Here is a 208-nt window from a genome sequence, read left to right as displayed (position 1 = left end):
GTCGCGGGGCACGTCGGCCCACTCCGGCCCCAGCACCCCGACGGGGGCGTCCGGGTCGAGCAGGTCCCGGAGGGCGGCGTCGGGCAGGACGAGCTCGTCGGCGCGGGCGGGGCGGCCGTCCTCGTCGGTGAGGGCGAGGGCCCCGAACCGCGGGTCCGGCGCGGCGCCGGGGGTGTCGAGCAGGGCGAGGACGGCGCGGGCCGCCGCG

1 protein-coding gene is annotated in these 208 nt (G+C 83.2%); it reads right to left on the bottom strand.

Annotation, left to right across the window (positions count from 1 at the left end; genetic code table 11):
- The coding region (locus tag GTW08_RS20895) for a hypothetical protein (protein ID WP_161152417.1) at positions 1-208 on the bottom strand (208 nt) is incomplete at both ends.

The sequence above is a fragment of the Pseudonocardia sp. SID8383 genome (genome assembly GCF_009864975.1).
GTDB lineage: Bacteria > Actinomycetota > Actinomycetes > Mycobacteriales > Pseudonocardiaceae > Pseudonocardia > Pseudonocardia alni.
The sequence above is the reverse complement of the archived record's forward strand: the minus strand, read 5'-3'. Positions and strand labels throughout refer to the sequence as shown.